We start from the raw sequence: 17,805 nt of genomic DNA, 5'->3' as shown, positions 1-17,805 counted from the left end.
ACCTCAATCGAGCGGCGCTGAGCGCAGCTCGTTCGCCTCGCGCGCACTGACGGCCGTGCCGCGATTACCCCAGGCAGTGCGGATGTAACTTACGACCGCCGCGACCTCGTTGTCGGAGAGCTGACCGGCGAAGGGTGGCATGCCGTAGGGTTTCGGGTTGCCTGCAGTTCCCGGCGGATAGCCGCCGTTCAGCACCATACGGATCGGGTTCACGGCGGATTCCATCTCGATCGACTGGTTTCCCGCGAGTGGGGGCCAGCCAGGCGTTTTGCCCTCGCCTTGCGCGCCGTGGCAGGTCGCGCATTTGTTGTCGTAGACCGTCTTGCCGAGACTGATGAGTAGACTACTCTCGGTCGATGGAAGTGTCGTGGCGGCGGGCGGCCTCGGTGCCGGTTCGGCGATTCCCTTCAGATACACCGCCATTGCCCGTGTATCTTCGTCCGTCAGGTATTGCAGGCTATTGAAGACGACCTCCGCCATGGGGCCGTAGACGACGCCGCGCGCTGAGACGCCCGTTTTCAGAAGATCGACGATCTCCTGGATGCTCCAGTCGCCGAGCCCCGCCTCGCGATTGGAGGTGAGCGAGGGCGCGTACCAGTTCTGCATCGGGATCAGGCCGCCCTTGAACGCATCCGACTGGGACGTCCCGCCGAGCGCATTGATCGGCGAGTGGCACATGCCGCAATGGCCCAGGCCCTCGACCAGGTAGGCGCCGCGATTCCATTCCGCCGATTTCCCAGGATCGGGCTTGAACTCGCCTTCGGTGAAGAACAGCGTGCGCCAGCCAAGGATCAGTTCGCGGTTGTTGTAGGGGAAGCGGAGGTCGTGCTCCCGGTTCTTCTGGTTCACCGGCGGAATCGACTTGAGGTAGGCGAAGATCGCGTCGCTGTCGGCACGCGTGACCTTGGTGTAGGACGCGAACGGCATCGCCGGATAAATCAGGCCGCCATCGGGAAAGCGGCCTCTGTGCATGGTGACGTAGAAGTCATCGGCGGTCCACTTGCCAACCCCGGTCTCGCGGTCTGGCGTGATGTTGGACGAGTAGAGCGTTCCGAATGGCGTCGGCATGGCCCGACCGCCGGCGAAGGTGCGTCCCTCGGGCGCCGTGTGGCAGGCGATGCAGTCGCCCGCGCGAGCGAGGTACTCGCCGCGTTTGACGATATCGCTCGGGCCGGTCGCGGAGTTCTGTTGCTGCGCGTACGCGGCTGATCCCGCGAGGAACGAAAGCAGGAGCAAGCCAAGGATTCGTGCACGTGATCGCATGACCGTCTCCTCAGTCCGGCTCGCTTCCGCATGCGAAGGGCAATACGTAGGAGCCCTTCGGGGCGGGGGCGGCGTTGATGGGGACGGGTCGGCTCGCAAGATATGCAGCCACTGCAGTGACGTCGGCTTCGGTAAGACGCGCGGCCACCTGTTGCATGCAGTCCGGACCCTTCGCCGTTCGGGTGCCGTAGCGCCACGCGCCCAATTGCGCGCTCACGTAATTCGGCCGAAGACCGAGGAGCCCAGGGATGCCTGGCTCCATGCCCGTGAGGCCCGGCCCGTGACAACTGCCGCAAGCCGGGATCTGTCGCGCAGGGTCGCCGCGGCTGACCAAAGCTTGGCCCTGCTGCAAGATCTGGGGGCTGACGTCGCTCGCGGCAGGAGCCGGAAACGGTGGACGCTGTTCGGCGAAATACCCGGCCATGTCCTGCAAGTATGGATCGGAGAGATACTCCAGCAGATAGTTCATCGGGGGGTACTTCCGCCGCCCGTTCTTGAAGGCGAGGAGCTGATTATAGAGGTACCCTGCCGGCTTGCCGGCCAGACGCGGGAAGTAGACGTCGCTGGTGCCTTGGCCCTCCTTGCCATGGCAAGGGGTGCAGGCCTCCACCCGAGCCGCCATCGTGTCCGGTGGCTGGCCAGATGTCTGAGCAGAAACGGGAAAAGCCTGGATGGAGAGCCCCCACGCTAACCCGACGATCGCGCTTCTCATCCGCACGCGGCGCCCCAATGCTGCGCAAAGAACGGACACAACTCCGATTGCCACCATTTTGTTCCAAGGCCGACGCCGAGCTGCGATTCGAGATCGTCCTTCGGAATTGATCAAGCTCATTGCCTCGGACTCGCAGCGCGCGGTGCATGCGATCCAACCATGTTGTCACTACTCCATCAACAGGCGATTTCAAGCGAGTGTTTGTCGCAAGACAAAGTCCGGGCGTACTCATTTTGAGTAGGTTCGTTCCGTTCTTGGACGGCGCGGACGACGGTGATGATTTCAGACAGAAAAAGAGGCGATCTGGCGAGGGCAGTGTCGAGACACATTCTCGCGTACGGGCTGTACTCCATAAGCGAGCTGCTCAGGCATTACGACTTCGATCCGGTCGATCTGTTGCTGGTGCACGCGGTGATGAATGCGAACGTCGCCGCGATAATGAAGGATCCAGCTCTGGACCGGAGGTTCGCCAGCCTCGAGGCGAGCGAACCGGATTCCTTCAAAAAAGGGATATCGCGGGCGGCACTTGCTCGTTTCTTGAATCTGCCTTTCGAAACCGTGCGGCGGCGGGTCGCCCGATTGAAGAAACGCGCGATACTGTTCGAGCGGACGGACGGTCTGATCGTGACGCAAGGAAACGAATTCCGATTCGGCGACAATAGGCTGCTTCAGCGGACCAACGTCATTCTGTTGAGCAGGCTGCTGCGCGATTTGGCGCGCGTGGGCGTGAGAAAGGCCGAAGATCTTTGAAGCGCAAGGCTGGCACTGAAGGACCGCGTTTGCAGCGCGCCGAATCGACGCTGCCTTGCGCAGCGGCAAGGCTGCCGCGACTTGTGTTTCGAATTCGTGCCGCGACGGATCGACGGTTCGGGCGACAGAGATGCGGATGAGGCTGCTGGCCCGCAACGCTTACCTGAACAAGCCTCAAAGCCTGGTTCCCGGGCGCGGTCCGCCCAAGGCCGGGAGACCGGCGACAAACACCCGAATCGCGCTGTCGAAAGAGTCTTCGTACGAATAAACTCCGATCAAACAGTGCATCATTTCGTTCAGGACGAAACCGCGAACCAGGCTTCTGAGCATGTTGAGCGCATCCTCTGCTCCTTCGCCGGCCACACCGCAGTCGCCCAGAACGTCGATCATAAACGAATGCAGCTCATCGTGCGCGGCGCGCCATTGCGGGCAGTCGACGGCCGCGCTGCGGAAGGCAGCCGCTGAGAGTGCCGGTCGTTGCAGCGCGTATTTGCGCATCTCATGCGCGATGGCACGGAGGGCCTCTTCGGAGTCCTTGCCGTCGCGCGCGGTCCGGAGGCACTGCAGCAGCTCCCGATAACCCTTCACGGCCAGAAATCGGCGCATTTCCTCGACGGTCTCGCGCTTGTCGCCGGTGCAGGCCTCGATTTCGGCGGCCAAATCCTTCGAAAGCTTCCGGTCCCAGGAACTGGCCAGAATCTCGTCCACGGAGAAGTCGCGTGAATGTCCAAGCTCGATTACGTTCGTGTTCAAACGAGCCTCCCGAGCCCGCGAAGTCTTCGATGCACATTGCAATTTCAAAACTACTCGTTTCGTCGCAAGTCGACGTTGTCGCGGCGCAAGCAAGTCGGAGCAATCTTTCGGTCGACAGATTCGGCGGTAGCGTCTCCTAACGGAATGGAAGAGACCGTAAGCGACAAGTCTGCGGCCTTTCGGCCGCTTGACCTCGATTCCTTCGACCCTGCTCGTCAGCCGCGAGGAATAAGCCTTAGCGCGCCTTGGAAGATGGCGACTGCCGGGGAGGCGCCCTCGACCACCAGTCTGAAGCCGAGATTGGACGGCGGCACACCGGCGGCGCAGCCGCCCACCTTCGGATCGCGGATGAAGTCCGTCATGTAGGTGCGGTGGGCGCCTTCGACGACGCGGACTCCGCAATTGACGTTGCTGACGCGCTCCGCACCCCCGTCGAGCGAGACCCGCAGAAAGCAGGAGTTTGTCCATTCCCAGACGTTGCCGCCGACGTCGGCAAGCCCGTTGCTGTTGGTGCCGAAAGTGCCGGGCGGCTGGGGCGTCGCGATCGCAGGGCGTCCGCGCGCGGTTTCTGCTTCGTAACGCGCGATCCAGGCCTGCGCCGGATCCGCGGGGTCGACCAAGGGAAGGGCCTCGTCCCGTGCCCTCTCGGCCGCGGCGAAAGACCATTCCTCGTCGGTGGGAAGGCGGTAGCGGAAGCCGGTCTTGCGCGAGATCCACTCCGCGTAGGCCGTGGCGTCATGCCATGAAATGCCGACCATCGGCACGTCCTGCGATCCGGCCGGCATCGCGACGCGCGGGCAGGCACCCTCGGCCGCGCAGTGCGCGTACTCGGCAGCCGTCACCTGGTTCTTCATGACAACGAGAGTGCCTGTCAGACGGACCTCCCGCAGCGGAGCCGAAACCGGCCGGCCTTCGCGAGAGAAGTCGCCGGCGACCCGGTAGCTGAAGGAGGAGGCCGGAAGTGAGACCGTGCCGCCCACCGCCGGTGGGGACGATGGCGCAAGCGACGCGGCAAGGAGGGGACCTGCCACGGCCGCCCCGAGAGCAGCGGCCTTCAGTTTCAGCGCGATCAGCATGGCTCTCGACTCCCAAAATGGAAGAGCCCGCCTGCGGCGGGCCCCCGTCAGGATTTCTATCGCGTAATCACGGCATCAGCCGGCGCCGCGGCGCCGAGCTTCTGCGGCGGGATCGGGCCGGGAGGCGAGATCGACTTCATCAGATCCTCGTTCCACTTCCCCTCGACCTTGATGTGCGCGGTCGCGCCGAGCTCCACCGCCTCGATCAGGTTGTGGTTGACGTAGGCGTAAACGCCGGGTTCGCGGAAGGTATAGAGCGCCGCGCCTGCCGAACCGCCGCGGACGAACCAGGTCTCGAGATCGAGCTCCGGCGGGTTGTTGAACTTGCCGGTCTCCCAGACGTAGTCGCCATGGCCGCCGATGATGTGCGGGCGGGTGTCGCGGTTGGCCTCCGAATGGACGATCAGCACGGTCTCGCCGACGTTGGCAGTGAGCGCGTTCTTGCCGGTCAGCGCCCCGACTCGTCCCTCGAACACGACGTGGCTCGGGACGAGCTTGCGCATGACATCCATGGTGTCGCTGTAGGATTCGCCGACGGAGTCGTAGGTCTTGTACTTGCCGTTCTCGTCCTTCGGCACGTAGAGATCGTTCTCGCCGATGTAGAAAACCTTGTCGTAGTGCAGCGGCTTGCCGCTACCGTCCTTCAGCCCGTCGCGCGGCAACACCATGACGACGCCGTGCATGCCGGAGACGACGTGCCAGGGGATCATACCCTCCGGCGCGCAGTGATAGATGAACACGCCGGGCCTGGTCGCCTTGAAGCGCAGCACCGTCTGCTCGCCCGGATTGACGTGGGTCAGCGCGCCGCCACCGAGACCCCCGGTCGCGGCGTGCAGGTCGATGTTGTGCGGCATCGTGTTGGTCTCGGGATTGACCAGCGTCAGCTCGACGTAGTCGCCCTCATGAACGACCATCATCGGGCCCGGCATCGAACCGTTGTAGGTCATTGCCCACATCTTGGTGCCGGCGTCGTCGATCACGACCTGCTTCTCCTGCACCGTGAGCTTGAACTCCACGATCTTCGGGCCGGCCTTGGTCGCCTGTTCGTGCGGATGGACGAAGGGCGGCGCGACCAGGTCGACCTTCTCGCGCGGCAGCTTCAGATCGTCGGCGAACGCCGCCGGCGCCATCGCCACCATCGCCGCGATTGCGGCGCCCATTAAAGCGGTCCTGCGCGTAAGCATGGTGCTCTCCACTCGTTTGCTTTGATGGGGAGATCATGCTGCGGTGCCACACAAATCTCTTTGCGCTGCAACAAAGTTGGTCGGTACTAGAACTGCAGAGTTTGCTCTGACGCAAGGAAGAAGGATGAGAGCGTCTCGCGCGGCTTTCAGGAGCTAGTGAACTGAGAGGCCGGGTCTGGAGGCTTGACCTTAATTAACGTTACTCAAAGCCTGCTGTGATCGGTTTCGTTACGTCGCGGGCCATACGCCGAAGTCCTTGGGTCGCAGCATCAGGTCCGCCAGCGTGTACTTGTCGAGCCCGGCGTCGAACGCGTCCAGTCCTTCGTGGAGAATTCCGCGCAGGCGGCAGGAACGCGTGATGACGCACTCGCCGCTGGCGCCGAAGCATTCGACGAGGGCGAAATCCGGCTCGGACGCGCGGATCACCTCGCCGAGTCCGATCTCGCCCGGGGGTCTTGGCCAGCATCAAACCGCCGGACCGGCCGCGTACCGCCTTGAGGTAACCGGCCCTGGTCACCGTGTTGGCGACATTCATCAGATGGCCGCGCGAGACATCGTGATCTCGAAACCTCCTCGATCGTGATCAGACGATCTTTCCTCGCGGCCGCGTAGATCAGGAGCCGGAGGCAATAGTCGTAGAAATTTGTCAATGCATGATGGTACCTGATTGCCTGATATTCAGGATTCGGCCGCGACTCGGCGATTCGCCGAAGCGCTCGTTGCTTGATGCCTCGCGACACGACCGGCCGCAACCGCCATCCAGTCCCGAAGCAGTCCCTTGTCCTCCTTCGAGAAAGCGGCCCGGCGCCTGAGGTCTTCCAGCGTCTCGCCAGGATGACACCTCGCGAAATCCTCGCGGATCAGCGCTTCAAGAGATGCCCATTCCGCCTCACCGTCAGACAGAACGTGGTAATGCGAGTTGCTTAACATTCCGGCTTCCCTTCCTCGCGAGCGTCTCCGTGCGCAAGCAGGCGCAAGCGAACGCGCCAAAGATCGGGGCCCTGCTCCAGATAAGACCAGCCGCAGCGCGACCCATGAAGCGCCTCGAGCTGCAGGCGGAGCCGCCTCGGATCGTGATCCACGACGATCTGCAACGATTCATTCGGCGCGAGATGCTCGAAGAGGCGAAAGAGGATCGCATGACGATGTTGCGGATCGATGTCGGCAACGTTGATCACGCGCTCGTCAACGCGGGACTCGGTCATGCCGTCTCCTTGGAGGGGGCACACGAAGCGGTCGCCGGCGCCGGCTGCTCGGCCTTCCTTTCGAGCTCAGGAGGAAGCGCTTCGATGTGGCGGATCAATCGTTCTGCTTCCACCGATCCAAGCAGCCGGTGTAAAGCTGCGTGGAAGTAAGGTTTGAGGATCTTCCCGGTGATACCACGCTCGGCGCACATCAGATCGATGATGTTGTGCGCCAGCGGGGAAAGTTCGTCGGTGGTCGCCGTCGGATCGAGAATGACGTTGAGCGCGCGTTCCACCTGGGTCCAGTTCGAGCGCGAAATGTGCGTCAAAACGTTGTTGATGTGCGGGTGAGCGCGAAAGGTCGCAAAGATTCGGAATGCGAGATCGGCGGTGGAAAGATGAACGGACGTTTCGAAGGTGCGACCAATCGTCGTCCGGAGCGGAAGCGCCTGGTAGAGGGAAGGGCTCTGCGTGGGACGTGAGTTCGCCTGGACTTCCATTCGAACGGGAATGGTCATGGGTTGACCTCCGAGTTAAAAGATATATTCTATATATATCTTTTATCGTGCCTCGACAAGGAGAATTGCGATGATCGAGAGCCAGGACATCAGCTCGGCGGCAGCCACCCGACGCGCGGTCGATATCCGCGACGATACGTTCATGGTGGACGCAGCGCTCGTCGGCGAGCTGCTGCATGTTCCTGCTTCGCACGTGCGGAGGCTGATGCGCTTGGGAAGGATCACCAGCGCTTGCGAACGCGGGGTCGACGAGCACGCCGGAAAATTCCGTCTCAGCTTCTTCTACCGCAATCGCCGTGCGCGCCTGAGCACGGATACGGAAGGCCGCATCCTGCGCAAGTCAACCATCGATTTCGGCGACCGTCCGATGCCGGACGCGCGAGGTCGAGCGATGACCGCAGACGAGGATCCGATGGACCAGGACACGTAAATTGAGGAGACCGCAGATGAGCGATGTTCATTCGACGCAAGGCTTGGACTTGCCGGGCACGGAGCTCGATGTCACAAAAATGCCGGGACACTGGCTGCTCGCCCGTCTCGGCAAGCGCGTGCTGCGTCCGGGCGGGCTTAAGCTCACGCGCGCGTTGCTTGACGGCCTGGCTATCGGGCCGGACGATAACGTGGTGGAGTTCGCGCCAGGCCTCGGCGTGACCGCCCGTATGATCCTGCTGCGTGGGCCTCGGCGCTACACCGGGGTCGAACGGGATGCGAGGGCGGCGCAATGGACAAGCGGGCAGCTTCCGTCCGATTCTCGGATCACGGTTGCGGTCGGACGAGCCGATCGAACGACGCTTCCCGCGGAATCGGCGTCGGTGGTCATCGGCGAGGCGATGTTGAGCATGCAAACTGCCGAGCACAAGCGCTCGATTGTGGCCGAGGCGTTCCGGCTGCTGCGGCCCGGCGGCCGCTACGGCATCCACGAACTCGCGGTCGTGCCCGGCGACATGGCGGCCGACCGTCAGCGCGAAATCGACCGGGCGCTCTCTTCGGTGATTCACGTCGGCGCGCGTCCGCTCCCGACTCGAGAATGGAAATCGCTGCTGGAAGAGGTTGGTTTCCGTGTCGTCGCCATTGATCACGCACCGATGCATCTTCTTCGTCCATTGCGGTTGCTTCAGGATGAAGGCATCGTAGGCGCGTTGCGGCTCGGGAAGAACCTCGTTCTCGACGGCCCGGCTCGGCGGAGGGTTCTCGCGATGCGGCAGGTATTCGAGCGGTATCAGCGGAATCTGAGCGCAATCTACATTGTTGCGCAGAAGGACTAGCCGCACGAAAAGGTGAATCCGTGGGAGAACGCTCGCAATTGGCGGAACGAATGCTTGATGACGCGGGCGATGCGATCATCTATGCCGATCGCTCTGGCAGGATAGAGCGCTGGAATGCCGCAGCATCCGAGTTGTTCGGCTACTCGTCGGAGGAGGCGCTTGGCCAACGTCTCGATCTGATCATTCCCGAACATCTGCGCGCCGCGCACTGGCGCGGCTTCGACGCCGCGATGACCAACTGCATAATGAAACTCCAGGGCCGCCCCACGCTGACCCGCGCATCGCACAAGAGCGGACGAAAGCTTTACGTCGAGATGACGTTCGCGATCGTCAAGGACAGCGGTGAAGTGCTTGGCTCGGTTGCCGTCGCGCGAGACGTGACCGAACGCGTCGAACGGGAACGAGCCGCGGCCCAGCGCTCTTGATAGCCGGGAGGTGCGTCTCCCGCTCCGCAGGCTGTGTCGATGCATTCGTGAAATCGATGTTCCTTGTTGGCGGGTCCGGTGGCGCGACGGTCGGTTGCGGCATAAGCAGGGGAGTTCGCTTGCGCGTGACGCTGAGCCTTCTTCCAATCGAGGATGACGATAATGCCGGATTCTAGAGCACCTCAGACCATTGCCGCGGCGAATGGCGTTGCCGCCGACGACGCGTTCGGCGCGGTTGTGCCGCCTATCCACCTGTCGAGCACCTTTGCTTTCGCCGGGTTCGAGCGGCCCCGAGCCTACGAATATGGTCGTGCTGGAAATCCGAGCCGGGACCCTGCTTGGAGACACGCTTGCCAAACTCGAGGGGGGCGTCGGTGCCATCATGGTGGCGTCGGGGATGGCCGCGGTCGATCTGGTATTGTCGCGGCTGACACCGGGCGATCTGGTCGTTGCCCCGCATGATTGCTACGGAGGCACATATCGACTGCTCGCCGCGCGGCGTGACCGGGGGCAGTTCAAACTGTCCTATGTCGATCAAGGCGACGAGGACGCACTGTCTGCGGCGTTCGACCGAAGGCCGGCTCTGGTACTGATTGAGACGCCGAGCAATCCGCTCATGCGCGTGGTGGATATCCGCGCCATCGCCGATCGCGCCAAAGCCGTCGGCGCCAAGACGGCCGTCGACAACACGTTTCTGTCGCCCGCGCTGCAGCGACCGGTCGCGCTTGGCGCCGATTTCGTCATTCATTCGACCACGAAGTATCTCAATGGGCATTCGGACGTCGTGGGAGGCGCCGTCATTGCTGCCGACCGCGCCGACCTCGACGTGCTTTCCGACTGGGCTAACCTCACCGGCGTCACGGGCGCTCCCTTCGACGCCTATCTGACGCTGCGGGGCCTGCGCACACTGTTTCCTCGCATCGAGCGGCAGCAGGTGACCGCGTTCGCCGTGTCAAAGGTCCTGCAAGCGGACCCGCGCGTGCGGGTCGTCCATTATCCCGGACTGAACTCGCATCCCGGTCATGCGACCGCAAAAGCCCAGCAGGCGGGATTTGGCGCTATGTTGAGCTTCGAGTTGGTCGGCGGAGTCGCCGCCGTCCGCCGGTTCTTGGAAGCGCTTCATATTATTACGCTTGCCGACTCCCTCGGAGGCGTCGAAACCTTGATCGCTCATCCGGCGACCATGACACACGCGGGAATGGGCATCGAGGCGCGCCATGCTGCTGGCATCGACGACGGTCTGTTGCGGCTCTCGGTCGGCCTGGAGGCAGAGGCGGATCTGATCGCCGATCTAAAAGTCGGTCTCGCGGCGGCTGATGAATGACCGGCCTTGTTTTCTATCGGATTTCGCGACGGCTCGGCTCAGGGTTTCGGAGCGCGAGGGCGGTTCTCCTCGGCGCCTTCTGCCAGAAGATGAAGTCGGTGCGGGTCCCGCAGCACGATGCGCTGTCGTCCGCCTTCGACGAGGCCTTGCGTTTCCCACGCACTTAAGATGCGGCTCACCGTGTGCAGCGTGGTCCCCGTCATCTCGGCGACGTCTTGCCGGCTGATCGGGAAGTCGATCTCGATGCCGGCCTCCACCTTGCGGCCTGCCTGCTTGGCGAGACGCAGCAGCGCATGGGCGACGCGCTGCTCGACCTGCTCGTTGGATATCTCGATGACGCGTGCCTGGGTGTCCTGGAGCCGGCTGCCCACCGTCTGCAGGGCGCTACTGGCGAGGCTCGGATACTTGGCGATAAGCCTGGCCCACGACGACGACGGCCAGGCGAGCGCGACGCTGTCGACGGCGGCGACGGCCGTCGCCGGATAGTGCGACAGGTTCATGGCCTGCGCGACGCCGAACAGTTCGCCGGCCGACACGTAACGTACGACGGTCTGCTGGCCTTGGGGTGTCGTCTTTTCGACCCGCAGGTGGCCGTGCAGCAGCACGAAGAAGCGGTCGGCCTCGGCGCCCTGCTCGAACACGGCCGAGTCTTTGGGATAGCGGACCGAACGGGCCTCGCGCAGCAGTTCCTCCTGTTCGGCGGGAGCGAGCCCCGCGAACATGGAAAGATTGGCGACCAGGGAGCGGTCGACGGCGGCCATGGATTCCTCTCCTCGAAGCGCAGCGGGACACTACCTGCGGCGATTGCTTGTCACAACCACCGATCTCTGCGCGCCCGCGCGAGCCTGCATGCTTGTTGCGCTGGCGCAAGGTCGAAGCTGGCCTCTCCGAGATGACGGGAACCAAGGTTTGGGCATTTGCCAGCTTGCAGAGGAGCAGGAATAGACGAAGCTGATCCGGCCTGTCGCGCCCGCGATGGCATGCCGCCTTACGTCCGCGGGTCTGGCCCGATAGAGCAGAAGGGGCAGCTGTCAGCGCGGTCCTCTGCCAAAAGTTCGTACTCGGCTCCCTCTTGCGCCTCTTTTTCGTGTGCAGTTCCATGAGCTGCCAGAGTGGGTGCCGCAGTGCGGCTGCGCTCCCGTAGCCGTTCGAAAATCCTCATCTCCCGTACTCCGCTATCTGCTCGATGAGGATTTATCGCGCCTTGGAACCTCGCGGTCTTTGCGGCATCACAAAGACGTCGATGGCTCGCCCGCTTAGCTTATCAGAAATGAAATTCGAGGAGTTCTCATGGGAACGATGACACGGGCGCGCGCGTATCGCGGGCCGGCGCTGTTCTCCTACGGCTTCAGGCCGTTCTTCCTGTTCGGTGCCATTCAAGCCGGCGTCATGATCCCGCTTTGGCTTGCCGTGTTCGCCGGCGAAATCTCGCTGCCGACCGCCTTCGCGCCGCTAGACTGGCACGTCCACGAAATGCTGTTCGGCTACGTCGCCGCCGTGATCGCGGGCTTCTTGCTGACGGCAGTCCCGAACTGGACGGGGCGGCTGCCGATCCAGGGACTGAGGCTCGCGGTCCTGTTCTCCACATGGTTCGTCGGACGCCTTGCTGTGGCTTTTTCGGGTGAAATCGGATGGAGCACGGCGATGGCGGCGGATTCGCTGTTCCTCCTGCTGCTCGCCGGCGCGGCCGCCCGCGAGATCGTGGCGGGCCGCAAATGGGGCAACCTGAAGGTCGTCGGCATCGTCATCCTGCTCGCGCTGGTCAACATCGCGTTTCACCTGGAGTCCCATCTGGCCGGCGTGGCGGCCTACTCGGCGCGTGCCGGCATCGCGCTCGTCGTCACTCTGATCGGCGTCATCGGCGGCCGGATCGTGCCGAGTTTCACTCGTAATTGGCTGGCTCGCCAAGGGGAAGGACGGATGCCGGTTCCGTTCGGGAGATTCGACGCGGTTGCGATGGCGGTCGGCATCGTGGCGCTTGTGTCCTGGATCGTCATGCCGTCGGCTCGCATCGTAGCGGCTGCGCTCGGGCTTGCCGGCGCCCTGCACCTAGTCCGTCTCGCAAGGTGGGCTGGCGAGCGGACCCTTTCGGATCGGTTGGTCCTGATCCTTCACGTCGCCTATGCTTTCGTTCCCGCCGGCTTTTTTCTTGCGGCGCTTTCCGCGCTTGATCTGGTCGCGCCAGGGGCCGGCGTGCATGCGTGGACCGGAGGCGCCATCGGGACAATGACGGTCGCGGTCATGACCCGCGCGACGCTCGGGCACACTGGCAAGCCGCTGGCGGCCTCGCCCGCAACACAAGCACTTTACCTCGCGGTTGTGACCGCGGCGCTCACACGAGTCTGCGCGGCGCTCGAGCCATCGCATGCGGACATCCTGCTGCCGATCGCGGGCGCGGCCTGGACCGTCGCGTTTCTCGGCTTCGCGCTGACCTATGGGCCGCTGCTCTGCGCGGCGCGCAAAGGATGACGAGGCGATCATGATTGGCGGCACTCTCTCGAAATGGACGATGAGCTACTTCGCGATCGCGATCACCTGGCTGATCGCGGCCGAAGCGCTGATGGCGGCCGGCTTCGGCTTTCCGGCTGCCGACGTTGCGGCCGCGGATACCCTGGTCATTGTGCACATGGTCTGCATCGGTTGGCTCAGCATGGCAATGTGCGGAGCCCTGTTCCAGTTCGTCCCGGTCCTCGTCGGCAAGCCGCTATTCGACGAGCGATGGGAGCTGCCTGCGCTGGTGCTGCTCACGGCAGGCCTCACGGCGCTTCTCGCGGGCTTTCTGGTCCTGGGCGGGCGCCTTCCGGCAGGGTTGTGGCTGCTGCCCCTTGCAGCGACCCTTCTGGCCGCGGGCTTCGCCCTTGTGGTCGCCGATCTCGGTCTGACGGTCTGGCGCGCCCGTCCGCCGGTCGGACCCGCTCACTTCGTGCTCGCGGGTCTCGTCTCGCTCTGTGCGACGGTCGCGCTCGGGACCGGATTCGCCTGGTCGCTGTCCGGCCACGGTGGTGAAGAGCTAGGCAAGGTACTTGCGACTGGCGTGCCTCTTCACGCCATCGCCGGGCTCGGCGGCTGGTTGACGCTCACGGCGATGGGCGTGAGCTATCGGCTGCTCTCGATGTTCATGCTGGCACCGGACGTCGACGGCAAGAAGAGTCGGTTGACGCTCGCCGCGGGATCGGCCGCGATAGGCGTCGCGGTGGCCGGGGGCCTGTTCGCCATCGAGGCGGAAGCGGGCCTCGGGATCGTGCTCGCCGCCGCTGCGGCTTTTGGCCTTGCGACGTTCGCTCTCTACGGCCGCGACGTCGCCGCGCTCTACCGAAACCGCAAACGGCGTCAGCTCGAACTCAACACCAAGATGGCGGCCTACGGCTTCGCGAGCCTCGCCGCCGCGGCCCTGCTCGGGATCGCGCTCGTGGCCACCGGTTCGTTCGCTGCGCATGTCGGGGCCTTCGCTTTTCTGGTTGCGTTCGGATGGCTCTCCGGCCTCGTTCTCGCGAAACTCTACAAGATCGTCGCCTTCCTCACCTGGCTCGAAACCTACGGTCCGGCCATGGGGCGGCTGCCGACGCCGCGCGTCCAGGATCTCGTCGCGGAAGGGCGGGCGTCGAAGTGGTTCGCGGTCTACTTCGTCAGCGTCTGGGGCGGTACGGCGTCACTGCTCTTCGGCCAGGCATCGGTGTTCCGCGGCGCTGCCGCCGTTATGACGCTCGCGACTGCCGGCATCGTTCAGGAGTTGATCCGGACGCGACGACTCGCGGACGTCGCCGAGCCGCTGCGGCTGCCGAACGGAACGCAGCCACCGTGTCTTTTGTATTCGCGGACATGAACTAACGAAAGGAAGAATATCCGATGATCCACTACATCGACGTCGACGTCCGTCCGATCCTCCGTTCCGGAGGCGAGCCGTTCTCCGTCATCATGGCCGCGCTCGGGCGCCTTGAGCCGGGTCAGGGGCTTCGCCTCTACGCGACCTTTAAGCCGATTCCGCTGTTCGCCGTGATGGCCGAGAAGGGTTTCGCGCACTCGGCCAACGAGCTCGACGGCGGTGAATGGGAGGTCCTGTTCACGCCGGCGGGGGCGACGCCGCCCGCGCCTTCGCCGCTCGCGCAGCCGACGGATGCGTGGCCGGAGCCCGTCGTCCATCTCGACAACCGCGATCTTGATCCTCCGGAGCCCATGGTCCGGATTCTGGGTGCCGCCGAGCAGCTTGCTCCTGGGCAAACCTTGTCGGCGCTGCTGCGCCGCGAGCCTGTCTTCTTATTTCCGCATCTCGAGAAGCGCGGCTTCCGCTGGCTCGGCGGCTTCACGCCAGATGGATCGACTTACGAACTGACGGTGAGGGCGCTGTCATGACCGACGATCTCGTCGCGCGGATAAGGGAGGCGCTTCGGGTCGTCATCGATCCCGAACTCGGCCACAACGTCGTCGACCTTGGCTTTCTCTACCGGATCACGGTGGATCAGGGCGATGTGCGCATCGTGATGACGGCGACGACCAAGGGATGCCCGGCCGCCGCCTTCCTGAGGGAGGGCGTCGCCGCGAGTACTGCTCAGGTGGAGGGCGTTCGGTCGGTCGATGTGGAGATGACGTTCGACCCGCCTTGGACTCCGTCCTGTATCGAGCCGGCCGTGCGGAGTTCGCTCGGCTTCGCGAACGTCAACTGACGGCGCGTCATGGCCGTCACGATCGAGATCGATCACGCAAAGACACGCGCGAAGGGCGCAGCGGCGGGCGGTCTGCCGGTGGTGCCTCAGTCCGTTAGGGGCCCGATCCGGCGCCTCAAATGGGGCATCCTGATGCTGACGCTCTCGGTCTACTACGTGACGCCGTTCCTCCGCTGGGATCGCTGCCCCAATGCCCCGGACCAGGCGGTCCTGCTCGGTTTCGCGAACGGGCGGCTCTATGCCTTCTTCGTCGAGGTCTGGCCGCAGGATCTCTATCTGGTCACGGACTACTGGTCCTCGCTTGGACCATTCTGATCCTTACCAATGCGCTCGCTGGTCGGCTGTGGTGCGGCTTCGCCTGTCCGCAGACGGTCTGGACCGATCTGTTCCTCCTCGTCGAGAGACTGATCGAGGGCGACCGGCGAAAACGACTGAAGAACATCGGTGCGTCTTTGACGACGAAGCGGGCAGTCCAGATCGTCGCCAAGCATGCCACCTGGTTGCTGATTTCGCTGGCGACCGGCGGCACGCTGATCTTCTACTTCACCGATGCGCCGGCGCTTCTGCTCGGCATCGCAGCCGGCGATGTGTCGGCAAACGCGCCAACCTGGATCGTCGTCTTCACAGGAACGACTTACGGCCTGGCCGGCTTCGCGCGCGAGCAGGTCTGCACGTTCATGTGCCCGTGGCCGCGCCTCCAAGGCGCGATCTGGGATCCGGAAGCGTACACCGTGAACTACCGCGACTATCGCGGCGAGCAACGGACGTCGGCTAAAAAAGCCGTGGAGCTGCGACTTCAGGGCAAATCGGCGGGCGATTGCGTCGACTGCGGCCAGTGCGCAGCGGTCTGTCCGAACGGCATCGACATCCGCGAAGGGCCGAACTTCGCCTGCATCAATTGTGGCCTCTGCGTTGATGCCTGCGACGGTGTGATGTTGAAGCTCGGCCGACAGCGTGGCCTGATCGACTATGAAAGCTGGAAGAACATTGAGCGTGGCCACCGGAATGAGGCGCCAGTCAACCGATTGGTGCGGCCGAAGACCATCGGCCTGACGGCCGCATGCCTGGCTCTTGCCGGCACGATCACGGTCGCCTTCGCGACCAAAACGACAGCCACGCTTTCGGTCCAGCACGATCGGGATCCCGTCGCCGTGCGGCTGTCCGACGGCTTGCTGCGCAATGCCTACACTGTAAAGCTGCTCAACAAGTCGTCGAGCCCTCATTCGTACACGCTGTCCATTACCGACGTCGACGCCAGGATGGCCGTCATCGGTAACGACGGCGTGGCGCCGATTGAGGTAGCTCCCGATAGCTCAGAGTCGCTGCGGGTCACGCTCACGGCGCCCGCGCTCGCGCAAGGTGATGTCGTGTTCACGGCACGGGACGAAACCGGCGCCACCGTCCTTGCTGCAAGGGACAGATTCGTCGACCGATAGGTAGGACTTTTTCGCGCTCGAAGTTTGCGCCCCAGCAACGTCGGAAGGGCGCATAGATGGGACATTTGCGAAGCAGGCGCCGGTGAGACCTCCCGCTCGTTCCGGCCAGCATGATCGGAGAGCTTAGGCCATGTTTAATCGTTTGGGAAAAGTTGCAATGATCGCCGCTGCTTTCGGAATCCTTCTCGGCGTCACGCCGGCCGTAGCCCGTGACCTTTCGGTAGCCCAAGCCTGGAGCCGCGCCACTCCCAAAGGCGCGAAAGTGGCTGGTGGCTATCTCACCATCGAAAACCGCGGCACCGAGCCTGACCGTCTCCTTTCGGCATCGAGTACGGCCGCGACCAAGGTCGAGATCCACCAGGTGTCCACACAGGATGGCATCATGACCATGCGTCCTCTCGACGTTGGTCTGACGATCCCGCCTGAAGCTATGGTGACGCTCGCACCGGGCGCCCACCACATCATGTTCATCGGCCTTGCTGCGCCTTTCGAGGAAGGTCAGCGCATCCCGGTCTCGCTGAATTTCGAGCGCGCTGGCAGGATTGACACCGACTTCGAAGTCGGTCCCGTCGGCGCCAAAGGCCCGAGATTGCAGATCGCGTCGACCGAGCCTTCGGCTTCAGCCGCATCACCGGCGAAACTCGCTTCGGCTGACGAGCCGTTCTTCACGCACATCTGCGGAACGCGGGTGATGGCCGACGTGACCGTTACGCCCGGCCGCAGCGGCCCGGTCGAGATCGTGGTGAAGCTAGAGGACGGCGATGAGAAGCCTCTGACGGTCGATGCGCTGTCGGTGACGCTGGCCAATCCGGACAAAGGCATTGCGCCCGTAACCGGGAAAGCCGAGCGGGTCGGGGCCTATACCTGGCGCGTCCGGATGACGGCCGGCTCGAGCGGAAAATGGTCCCTGTCGCTCGGCATCGACATGAAGACGGACGACAGGATCGATGTCGCCGCTCCGATTCTTATCGAGTGAGTGAAAACGGCAATAAGAGGCCGCCGACCGGCCGCGGACGGAGCCCGTGACGAGGGTGCCCCCTGGTTCCTCCAACCTAGACTGAAATGCGTTTGCGGTGGCGCAACGAGCGGCTTCTGAGCGGGGCTATCGTGGAGTTTCCAAAAACGTGGAGCGCGCGATGACATCCCGTTCAAACTTGGCCATCCGCACGGCCGTCGATAAACTTACGGTATGGCGCAGACACCGTCGAGATCTGCGGGATCTGGCTGGCCTCGACAGCGGGGCATTCTCTGCGA

The 17,805-nt window shown here is 63.7% G+C and carries 20 protein-coding genes and 1 pseudogene; 12 read left to right on the top strand and 9 right to left on the bottom strand.

The window, feature by feature from the left end:
- Positions 1-3 precede the first annotated feature (3 nt).
- On the bottom strand, positions 4-1,263 hold the full coding sequence (locus M6D32_RS02515) for a cytochrome c (RefSeq protein ID WP_298253002.1): 1,260 nt from the start codon (positions 1,261-1,263) through the stop codon (positions 4-6).
- Positions 1,264-1,273: 10 nt separating this feature from the next.
- Positions 1,274-1,975 carry a c-type cytochrome gene (locus tag M6D32_RS02510; RefSeq protein WP_298253000.1) on the bottom strand — a complete coding sequence of 234 codons (702 nt, stop codon included), beginning with the start codon at positions 1,973-1,975 and terminating at the stop codon, positions 1,274-1,276.
- Positions 1,976-2,251: 276 nt separating this feature from the next.
- Here M6D32_RS02510 and M6D32_RS02505 point away from each other — a divergent pair, with 276 nt between their 5' ends.
- Positions 2,252-2,725: a hypothetical protein gene (locus tag M6D32_RS02505; protein WP_298252998.1), complete on the top strand. Its 474-nt coding sequence runs from the start codon at positions 2,252-2,254 to the stop codon at positions 2,723-2,725.
- Positions 2,726-2,899: 174 nt separating this feature from the next.
- Here M6D32_RS02505 and M6D32_RS02500 read toward each other — a convergent pair whose 3' ends face one another.
- From M6D32_RS02500 to M6D32_RS02475, 6 genes are all read right to left on the bottom strand, one after another.
- The gene (locus tag M6D32_RS02500; protein ID WP_298252996.1) at positions 2,900-3,433 is read right to left on the bottom strand and encodes a TetR-like C-terminal domain-containing protein; all 534 of its coding nucleotides are present in this window, start codon (positions 3,431-3,433) and stop codon (positions 2,900-2,902) included.
- Positions 3,434-3,693: 260 nt separating this feature from the next.
- Positions 3,694-4,554, bottom strand: coding sequence for an SUMF1/EgtB/PvdO family nonheme iron enzyme (locus M6D32_RS02495; protein ID WP_298252994.1), 861 nt, complete (start codon positions 4,552-4,554; stop codon positions 3,694-3,696).
- 56 nt (positions 4,555-4,610) lie between these two features.
- Entirely contained in the window at positions 4,611-5,738 is a 1,128-nt protein-coding gene (nirK, locus tag M6D32_RS02490; RefSeq protein ID WP_298252992.1) for a copper-containing nitrite reductase, read from the bottom strand.
- A 228-nt stretch (positions 5,739-5,966) separates the two neighbouring features.
- Positions 5,967-6,164 carry a hypothetical protein gene (locus M6D32_RS26900; protein WP_366145804.1) on the bottom strand — a complete coding sequence of 66 codons (198 nt, stop codon included), beginning with the start codon at positions 6,162-6,164 and terminating at the stop codon, positions 5,967-5,969.
- Between the two features lie 497 nt (positions 6,165-6,661).
- Positions 6,662-6,943 (bottom strand): DUF2249 domain-containing protein, encoded by a 282-nt coding sequence (locus M6D32_RS02480; RefSeq protein ID WP_298252990.1) that lies wholly within the window; start codon positions 6,941-6,943, stop codon positions 6,662-6,664.
- Positions 6,940-7,440, bottom strand: a complete 501-nt coding sequence (locus M6D32_RS02475) for a hypothetical protein (protein ID WP_298252978.1) — start codon at positions 7,438-7,440, stop codon at positions 6,940-6,942. Before M6D32_RS02475 ends, M6D32_RS02480 begins: the two co-directional genes overlap by 4 nt.
- Before the next feature lie 70 nt (positions 7,441-7,510).
- On the opposite strand from M6D32_RS02475, the gene M6D32_RS02470 reads away from it, so the two are divergent.
- The 4 genes and pseudogenes from M6D32_RS02470 to metB all read left to right on the top strand — a co-directional run bounded on the left by M6D32_RS02470 (position 7,511) and on the right by metB (position 10,454).
- Positions 7,511-7,870, top strand: a complete 360-nt coding sequence (locus M6D32_RS02470) for a DUF6522 family protein (protein WP_298252976.1) — start codon at positions 7,511-7,513, stop codon at positions 7,868-7,870.
- 16 nt (positions 7,871-7,886) lie between these two features.
- Positions 7,887-8,705, top strand: a complete 819-nt coding sequence (locus M6D32_RS02465; protein ID WP_298252975.1) for a class I SAM-dependent methyltransferase — start codon at positions 7,887-7,889, stop codon at positions 8,703-8,705.
- A 50-nt stretch (positions 8,706-8,755) separates the two neighbouring features.
- A complete protein-coding gene (locus tag M6D32_RS02460) occupies positions 8,756-9,130 on the top strand; it encodes a PAS domain S-box protein (RefSeq protein ID WP_298252974.1) in 375 nt (124 codons plus the stop codon).
- Between the two features lie 162 nt (positions 9,131-9,292).
- Positions 9,293-10,454, top strand: a pseudogene (gene metB / locus M6D32_RS02455) (cystathionine gamma-synthase).
- Between the two features lie 38 nt (positions 10,455-10,492).
- Here metB and M6D32_RS02450 read toward each other — a convergent pair.
- Positions 10,493-11,215 carry a Crp/Fnr family transcriptional regulator gene (locus M6D32_RS02450; RefSeq protein ID WP_298252973.1) on the bottom strand — a complete coding sequence of 241 codons (723 nt, stop codon included), beginning with the start codon at positions 11,213-11,215 and terminating at the stop codon, positions 10,493-10,495.
- Positions 11,216-11,744: 529 nt separating this feature from the next.
- Between M6D32_RS02450 and M6D32_RS02445 the strand changes: the two genes are divergently transcribed.
- The 7 genes from M6D32_RS02445 to M6D32_RS02415 all read left to right on the top strand — a co-directional run bounded on the left by M6D32_RS02445 (position 11,745) and on the right by M6D32_RS02415 (position 17,527).
- Positions 11,745-12,923 carry an NnrS family protein gene (locus M6D32_RS02445; RefSeq protein ID WP_298252972.1) on the top strand — a complete coding sequence of 393 codons (1,179 nt, stop codon included), beginning with the start codon at positions 11,745-11,747 and terminating at the stop codon, positions 12,921-12,923.
- 10 nt (positions 12,924-12,933) lie between these two features.
- A complete protein-coding gene (locus M6D32_RS02440; RefSeq protein ID WP_298252971.1) occupies positions 12,934-14,277 on the top strand; it encodes a hypothetical protein in 1,344 nt (447 codons plus the stop codon).
- A 23-nt stretch (positions 14,278-14,300) separates the two neighbouring features.
- The gene (locus M6D32_RS02435; protein ID WP_298252970.1) at positions 14,301-14,804 is read left to right on the top strand and encodes a DUF2249 domain-containing protein; all 504 of its coding nucleotides are present in this window, start codon (positions 14,301-14,303) and stop codon (positions 14,802-14,804) included.
- Positions 14,801-15,115, top strand: a complete 315-nt coding sequence (locus M6D32_RS02430) for a metal-sulfur cluster assembly factor (RefSeq protein WP_298252969.1) — start codon at positions 14,801-14,803, stop codon at positions 15,113-15,115. Before M6D32_RS02435 ends, M6D32_RS02430 begins: the two co-directional genes overlap by 4 nt.
- Positions 15,116-15,124: 9 nt before the next feature.
- On the top strand, positions 15,125-15,430 hold the full coding sequence (locus M6D32_RS02425) for a hypothetical protein (RefSeq protein ID WP_298253286.1): 306 nt from the start codon (positions 15,125-15,127) through the stop codon (positions 15,428-15,430).
- Positions 15,373-16,551 carry a cytochrome c oxidase accessory protein CcoG gene (gene ccoG, locus M6D32_RS02420; protein ID WP_298253262.1) on the top strand — a complete coding sequence of 393 codons (1,179 nt, stop codon included), beginning with the start codon at positions 15,373-15,375 and terminating at the stop codon, positions 16,549-16,551. Before M6D32_RS02425 ends, ccoG begins: the two co-directional genes overlap by 58 nt.
- A 130-nt stretch (positions 16,552-16,681) precedes the next feature.
- On the top strand, positions 16,682-17,527 hold the full coding sequence (locus M6D32_RS02415; protein ID WP_298252968.1) for a copper chaperone PCu(A)C: 846 nt from the start codon (positions 16,682-16,684) through the stop codon (positions 17,525-17,527).
- Positions 17,528-17,805: the final 278 nt, after the last annotated feature.

Origin of the sequence: Bradyrhizobium sp., assembly GCF_027307225.1 — a bacterium.
Classification (GTDB): domain Bacteria; phylum Pseudomonadota; class Alphaproteobacteria; order Rhizobiales; family Xanthobacteraceae; genus Bradyrhizobium.
Note: the sequence above shows the minus strand (reverse complement) of the source record. Positions and strands in the feature narration are given on the sequence as shown.

Excerpts from the sequence above, each read along its gene's own strand:
- M6D32_RS02515 (WP_298253002.1), bottom strand. The coding sequence starts at position 1,263 with ATGCGATCACGTGCACGAATCCTTGGCTTGCTCCTGCTTTCGTTCCTC.
- M6D32_RS02510 (WP_298253000.1), bottom strand. The coding sequence starts at position 1,975 with ATGAGAAGCGCGATCGTCGGGTTAGCGTGGGGGCTCTCCATCCAGGCT.
- M6D32_RS02505 (WP_298252998.1), top strand. The coding sequence starts at position 2,252 with ATGATTTCAGACAGAAAAAGAGGCGATCTGGCGAGGGCAGTGTCGAGA.
- M6D32_RS02495 (WP_298252994.1), bottom strand. The coding sequence starts at position 4,554 with ATGCTGATCGCGCTGAAACTGAAGGCCGCTGCTCTCGGGGCGGCCGTG.
- nirK (WP_298252992.1), bottom strand. The coding sequence starts at position 5,738 with ATGCTTACGCGCAGGACCGCTTTAATGGGCGCCGCAATCGCGGCGATG.
- M6D32_RS02480 (WP_298252990.1), bottom strand. The coding sequence starts at position 6,943 with ATGACCGAGTCCCGCGTTGACGAGCGCGTGATCAACGTTGCCGACATC.
- M6D32_RS02475 (WP_298252978.1), bottom strand. The coding sequence starts at position 7,440 with ATGACCATTCCCGTTCGAATGGAAGTCCAGGCGAACTCACGTCCCACG.
- M6D32_RS02470 (WP_298252976.1), top strand. The coding sequence starts at position 7,511 with ATGATCGAGAGCCAGGACATCAGCTCGGCGGCAGCCACCCGACGCGCG.
- M6D32_RS02465 (WP_298252975.1), top strand. The coding sequence starts at position 7,887 with ATGAGCGATGTTCATTCGACGCAAGGCTTGGACTTGCCGGGCACGGAG.
- M6D32_RS02460 (WP_298252974.1), top strand. The coding sequence starts at position 8,756 with ATGCTTGATGACGCGGGCGATGCGATCATCTATGCCGATCGCTCTGGC.
- M6D32_RS02450 (WP_298252973.1), bottom strand. The coding sequence starts at position 11,215 with ATGGCCGCCGTCGACCGCTCCCTGGTCGCCAATCTTTCCATGTTCGCG.
- M6D32_RS02445 (WP_298252972.1), top strand. The coding sequence starts at position 11,745 with ATGGGAACGATGACACGGGCGCGCGCGTATCGCGGGCCGGCGCTGTTC.
- M6D32_RS02440 (WP_298252971.1), top strand. The coding sequence starts at position 12,934 with ATGATTGGCGGCACTCTCTCGAAATGGACGATGAGCTACTTCGCGATC.
- M6D32_RS02435 (WP_298252970.1), top strand. The coding sequence starts at position 14,301 with ATGATCCACTACATCGACGTCGACGTCCGTCCGATCCTCCGTTCCGGA.
- M6D32_RS02430 (WP_298252969.1), top strand. The coding sequence starts at position 14,801 with ATGACCGACGATCTCGTCGCGCGGATAAGGGAGGCGCTTCGGGTCGTC.
- M6D32_RS02425 (WP_298253286.1), top strand. The coding sequence starts at position 15,125 with ATGGCCGTCACGATCGAGATCGATCACGCAAAGACACGCGCGAAGGGC.
- M6D32_RS02415 (WP_298252968.1), top strand. The coding sequence starts at position 16,682 with ATGTTTAATCGTTTGGGAAAAGTTGCAATGATCGCCGCTGCTTTCGGA.